At 62.4% G+C, this 5810-nt stretch carries 5 protein-coding genes; all 5 read left to right on the forward strand.

What is annotated here, in order from left to right; genetic code table 11:
- Positions 1 to 1889, forward strand: a 1889-nt coding sequence (gene rqcH / locus BRA49_RS10435) for a ribosome rescue protein RqcH (RefSeq protein WP_292385864.1), incomplete at its 5' end; no start/stop codon positions are given.
- Positions 1886 to 2911 (forward strand): mRNA surveillance protein pelota, encoded by a 1026-nt coding sequence (locus BRA49_RS10440; protein ID WP_292385867.1) that lies wholly within the window; start codon positions 1886 to 1888, stop codon positions 2909 to 2911. The genes rqcH and BRA49_RS10440, both read left to right, overlap by 4 nt.
- Positions 2912 to 3153: 242 nt before the next feature.
- Positions 3154 to 3516 carry a hypothetical protein gene (locus BRA49_RS10445; RefSeq protein WP_292385869.1) on the forward strand — a complete coding sequence of 121 codons (363 nt, stop codon included), beginning with the start codon at positions 3154 to 3156 and terminating at the stop codon, positions 3514 to 3516.
- Positions 3517 to 3522: 6 nt separating this feature from the next.
- Positions 3523 to 5295, forward strand: coding sequence for a ribosome biogenesis/translation initiation ATPase RLI (locus BRA49_RS10450; RefSeq protein ID WP_292385871.1), 1773 nt, complete (start codon positions 3523 to 3525; stop codon positions 5293 to 5295).
- 103 nt (positions 5296 to 5398) lie between these two features.
- Positions 5399 to 5810, forward strand: a 412-nt coding sequence (locus tag BRA49_RS10455; protein WP_292385873.1) for a hypothetical protein, incomplete at its 3' end; no start/stop codon positions are given.

Consider the following 5810-nt stretch of genomic DNA (forward strand, 5'->3'; position numbering starts at 1 on the left):
TACAGGGAATGAGCGGGGTCGATCTTCGGGCGCTGGTGGCGGAGTCTGCCGATCGCCTCCCGCTCTGGGTCGGCAAGATCTACCAGTTCGACGCAAAGACCCTCGGTATCAGGCTAAACGGGGAGGACCGGGCAAAATACCTGTTGCTCATCGAGACCGGACGGCGCGCCCACTTCACTGCGGAGTTCCCCACACCCCCGAAGAACCCGCCGAGTTTTGCGATGCTGCTCAGAAAGCACCTCGAGGGCGGGAAGGTGCTCGGCATCCGCCAGCTCGGGCTTGAGCGCACCATGAGCATCGACGTCGGGAAGCGGGATACGACCTACCATCTCATCTTCGAGCTCTTCGACGAGGGGAACGCGATCCTCTGCGACGAACGTTACACGATCATCAAACCCCTCTGGCACCACCGGTTCAAGACCCGGGAGGTGGTCCCCGGCGCCGTCTACGCCTTTGAGGGGGCCGACTGCTCGTCTCTCTCCCCGGAAGCGTTCCAGGGGATGCTTGATGGGTCCGACCGCGACATCGTCCGGACGCTCGCGGTCGGGTGCATGCTCGGCGGGGCGTACGCCGAAGAGGTCTGCCGGATCGCGGGTGTCGAGAAGAGCGCCGCGGCCGCCGAGGTGGACGCGGCGGCGGTCCGGGAGGCATTTGAACGGTTGATGGCCGCGGTCTCTGGGCGGAGCGATCCGGTAATAACGCCGTCCGGGTGCTGGCCGGTGGTGCTTGCCGGCGAGGAGGTTCGCGAGCGGTTTGCGACCTTCAGCGAGGCTCTGGATGCCTTCTACCCGGAGGTCGCGGGGGAGAAGGAGGCCGCAGCCACCGAGAAACCCCGCCTCTCCCAGGCGGAGGTGATCCGCCGGCGCCAGGCGGAGGCGATCAAGGGGTTTGAGAAGAAGGTCGAGCGCTACCAGCGGGTCGTAGAGGTGATCTACGAGAACTACACTGCTGTTGCCGGAATCATAACGACGCTCGATGACGCGAGTAAAGAGCGCTCGTGGCAGGAGATCGAGCAGATCCTCAAATCCAACGGCGATAACCCGGCGGCGAAGATGGTCCGGGCGGTCCACCCTGCCGAGGCGGCGGTGGAACTCGACCTTTCGGGCGAGCGGGTGAAGATCTACGTCCACGAGACGATCGAGCAGAACCTCGGCCGCTACTACGACCAGATCAAGAAGTTCCGGAAGAAGAAGACGGGCGCACTCGCGGCGATGGAGCGGATGGTCCCCGAGAAGCCCCGGCAGAAACAGACCCTTGCCCTCCTGAAGAAGCGGTGGTATCACCGGTTCCGCTGGTTCACCACCTCCGACGGCGTCCTTGTCATCGGCGGCCGGGACGCCTCCCAGAACGAGGAACTCGTCAAGAAGTATATGGAAGGCGGGGACCTCTTCGTCCACGCCGACGTCCACGGTGGAAGCGTCGTCATCGTAAAGGGCGCGACCGAACACCTGGACGAGGCCGTCCAGTTCGCCGCATCCTACTCAAATGCCTGGAAGGCCGGGCACTTCACGGCGGACGTCTACGCAGCCCGCCCCGACCAGGTGAGCAAGACGGCCGAGTCCGGCGAGTACGTGGCCCGGGGCGCCTTCATCGTCCGGGGAGAGCGGCAGTACTTCCGGAACGTCCCCCTCGGGGTGGCGATCGGTCTTGCGATGGCACCCGCGGTCGCCGTCATCGGCGGCCCGCCCTCGGCCGTCGCCGGACGTGCGAAGGTCCGGGTGGAACTCCTTCCCGGGCAGTTCGAGCAAAACGACACGGCAAAGAAGGTGGTCCGGGCGCTCAGGGAGAAACTCTCGGAGGACGAGTGGAAAGGGCTCAAGAACGCCCTGAACACCGAGGCGGTCGCCGCGTTCGTCCCGCCGGGAGGCTCCGATATCGTGGAATCATGAAATCTGAAGTGCGTGAGCTGAGGAATCAGTTCGGCGAGATACGCCTCTTTCCTGAGACGCTCGACGACATCTGGCACCTCTCCCACCTGGTCGGGCCGGGGGATCTCGTCTTTGCGACGACGTTCCGGAGCGTGGAGGCGGCAACCGACAAACTCCGGCCGGAGAAGGTGGAGAAACGGCCGGTCCGGCTCGGGATCCGGGTCGAGAAGGTGGAGTTTCACCAGCACACGAACCGCCTCCGCATCGCCGGGGTCATCGAGAGCGGGGTGGACGTCACAGCGCACCACACCCTCAACGTTGAACCCGGGTTTGAGATCTCGGTCATCAAGCGGTGGCGGTCCGTCGACTGCGAGCGGATACGGCGGGCCGTCGATGCCTCGGCCTACGGCGTGGTCCACATCGTGAGCGTTGAGGAGGGGGAAGCGCAGGTCTACCGCCTGCGCCAGTTCGGCCCGGAGTGGGTGACCACCGTCACGGCCGGGAGCAGCAAGGGTGCCGATACCGGCACCCGGTCGGTGCTCTTCGAGAAGACGCTCGAGGCCCTCACCGCGGTTACGGGACCGCTCGTCGTGGCGGGTCCGGGGTTCGTGAAGGACGAGTTCGCGAATTACGTGAGAGCCCGTGCACCCGACCTCGCGGAGCGGATGGTCGTCGTCGAGACGCGGCGTATCGGGCGGGGCGCCGTGCAGGAGGTGATCGGGCAGGGGATTATCGAGCGGCTGCTCGGCGACCTCCACCTTGCCCGGGAAGTCGGGCTGATGGACGAGGTCCTGCTCCGGGTTGCTACCGGAGGGGCTGTCGCCTACGGTATCGACGAGGTCGAAAAGGCGATCGCCTACGGTGCGGCGGAGACGGTCCTCGTCTCCGACACCCTGCTCCGGGACGAAGGGACAACGATGCTCATCGAGCGGGCCGAGCGCCTCAACGCATCGGTCGTGGTGCTGAGCACCGAGTTCGAGCCCGGGGAGCGCCTCGCAGCCCTCGGCGGCGTTGCGGCGCTCCTGCGGTATACGATCGAATGATCCCGGGTTATCCGGCGTCTCTTCACTGCGCCTCCTCCCGCTGAAGGACTGCTGCGGATCACGTTGATCGGTCAGGGCCGCCGGTTCCGCAGGGCCGGAGGTACCTATCTTTATAACCGGAGAACACCCTATAATGTAATAATTCCGTCAATCCGGGAAGTGGCCGCTGGCCCGTTCTTTTCGCCGGGCCGCCGTGCCGGGGCGACCTCCCCTTCCAGGAACGGCGTAACATTGGTGTCAAGATGAGTGAGAATGCGGTAGCCGCAGAGGTTGATAAAACACGGCCGCGGACACGTGCCGAGAAACAGGTCGAGCACAGGAATCGAATAAAACGGACGCTTGTAGCCTGCTTCATGGGTATTCTGACCGGAGGACTCTCGTTCTACCTCTCCGGCACCGCGGACCCGGTCACCGGGCTCCAGCCAAACGCCATCATCGGCCTGCTCCTTCTCGCGGCAGGCGTCGTCTTCCAGAAGCACGTCTTCATGCTCATCCGGATCGACTACATGGAGCTGAACAAAAAAGACTGGTTTTATCAGAGTTTCATGACGTTTGCGCTCTGGTTCATGACCTGGACGATCCTCTTAACCACCACTGTTCTGTGATTCCCCATGCGTATTGCTGTTGTACACCGTGATCGGTGTCACCCCGTAAAGTGCGGCACCGAGTGCATCATCTACTGTCCGCGTGTCCGGACCGGCGACGAGACCGTCGTCATCGGCGAAGACCAGAAGGTCGTCATATCCGAGGAGCTCTGTGTCGGGTGCGGCATCTGCGTGAAGAAGTGTCCGTTTGAGGCTCTCGATATCGTCAACCTCCCCGAACAACTCGACCAGCCGACCCACCGCTACGGCCAGAACGGCTTCGTCCTCTACGGCCTCCCGATCCCCGTCGAGGGGAAGGTCACCGGCATCCTCGGCCCGAACGGTATCGGCAAGAGCACGTCGGTGAAGATTCTCTCGGGCACGCTCATCCCGAACCTGGGGAGGACCGATTCTGCAGTCTCCTGGAAGGAGGTCCTCGACCTCTACCAGGGAACCGAGCTCTTCGATTACCTCCAGGTGCTCTCCCAGAAGAACGTGAAGGTCGCCGTAAAGCCGCAGTACATCGACCAGATACCGAAGGTCTTCTCCGGGTCGGTGCGCGATCTCCTCGCGACGACCGACGAGCGCGGGAAGCTCGATCACTACGTCGACCGGCTCTCGCTTCGTGCCGTCATCGACCGGCCGATCACGACCCTCTCCGGCGGCGAGCTGCAGCGGGTGGCGATCACCGCCTGCCTCGCGCGGGATGCAGACTTCTACTTCCTGGATGAGATCACGCCCTACCTCGACGTCTACCAGCGGATGGCCGCCGCAAACCTGATCCGCGAACTCGCCCAGGAACGGCCCGTCGTGATCGTTGAGCACGACCTCGCTATCCTTGATATGCTTGCCGATACGGTGCACATCGCCTACGGAGAACCGGCGGTCTTCGGTGTCATCACCCACCCGAAGGGCGTCCGGATAGGGATCAACCAGTACCTGGAGGGTTTCCTCCCGGAGGAGAACGTCCGGTTCAGGACCTATCCGGTGACGTTCGATACCCGGGCCCATGCCGCCGACTCGAACCGGGAGGTGCTGCTCGAGTTCCCGGCGATGACAAAGCGCTTTGACCGGTTCTCGCTCACCATCGACGGCGGGGAGATCCGGAGCGGCGAGGTCCTCGGGGTCCTCGGGGCGAACGGTATCGGCAAGAGCACCTTTGCCCAGCTCCTTGCCGGGGTGCTCGAACCCGATACCGGGGCGATGGACACCCGGGTGCGGATCTCCTACAAGCCGCAGTACCTCAAGGGCGACACGGAGGCGACCGTCGAGGAGATGCTCCGGCAGACGACGGTGAAGTTCGACACGTCATACTACCAGCACGAGATCTTAGAACCCCTCTCGCTCTCGCAGCTCCTCCAGGCGCCCATAACCACGCTCTCCGGCGGCGAACTCCAGCGTGTGGCGATCGCGATCTGCCTCTCGCGTGATGCCGACCTCTACATCTTAGACGAGCCGAGCGCTCACCTCGACGTGGAGCAGCGGGTGAAGATCTCGCGGATGATCCGGAAGCACGCCGAAGGGCGGGACGCGAGCACGCTCGTGATCGACCACGACATCTACGTCATCGACATGATCAGCGACCGGATCCTTGTCTTCGAGGGCGAGCCGGGCCTGCACGGCAAGGCCGCGGGGCCGTTCGATATGGCGCCGGGCATGAACCGGTTCTTACAAGCGCTCGGGATCACCTTCCGGCGGGACAAGAGCGGGAGACCGCGGATCAACAAGCCGGGTTCGTTCCTGGACAGGGAACAGATCGCGGCCGGGGACTATTACTACGCGGAGATCTCGAAGTCCTGAGGGGCATCGGGAGGTCTTTTCTTTTTTGGCGGATATACGGTTTCCGTTGTACCTGCAAATGTTAAGAGTACCCCATGTTACCCAACGGGGATAATCACACTATATGGTTCTCGCAGGTCTGCTCTCGGCAATTCGAGGCATAGACTTGGTATTGAACGAGATCCCTGGAGAATGGAACAAAGACTGGTTCCACTTTGTCAATATCAATGATCGCCAGGCTAACACCTGTTATCCTGGATACCTGTGGGCAACAGACAACTGGGTCGAAGCACACTGCTTTGCCAATATTCGGGTCCAAGAGGTATGGAAAATACTGGATAAAGACTTTCATTTGCATATAGATGGGGCAAGGCAGCCCTCCCAGGGGATATGCGTGCAGGCGAACAAAGGATTTGTGTTTTCCAACAGAATATTGTCGTTTATTTGCCCCCGTGATGCTGTTCTTTATTCCACCCGGGGCAAGTGGGCTAAATTCTATTCTCACATATTCCAGAGAACTTCGAAAAACCTCACCC

This window comes from Methanoculleus sp. UBA430, assembly GCF_002506585.1.
In the GTDB taxonomy this organism is placed as follows: Archaea; Halobacteriota; Methanomicrobia; order Methanomicrobiales; family Methanoculleaceae; genus Methanoculleus.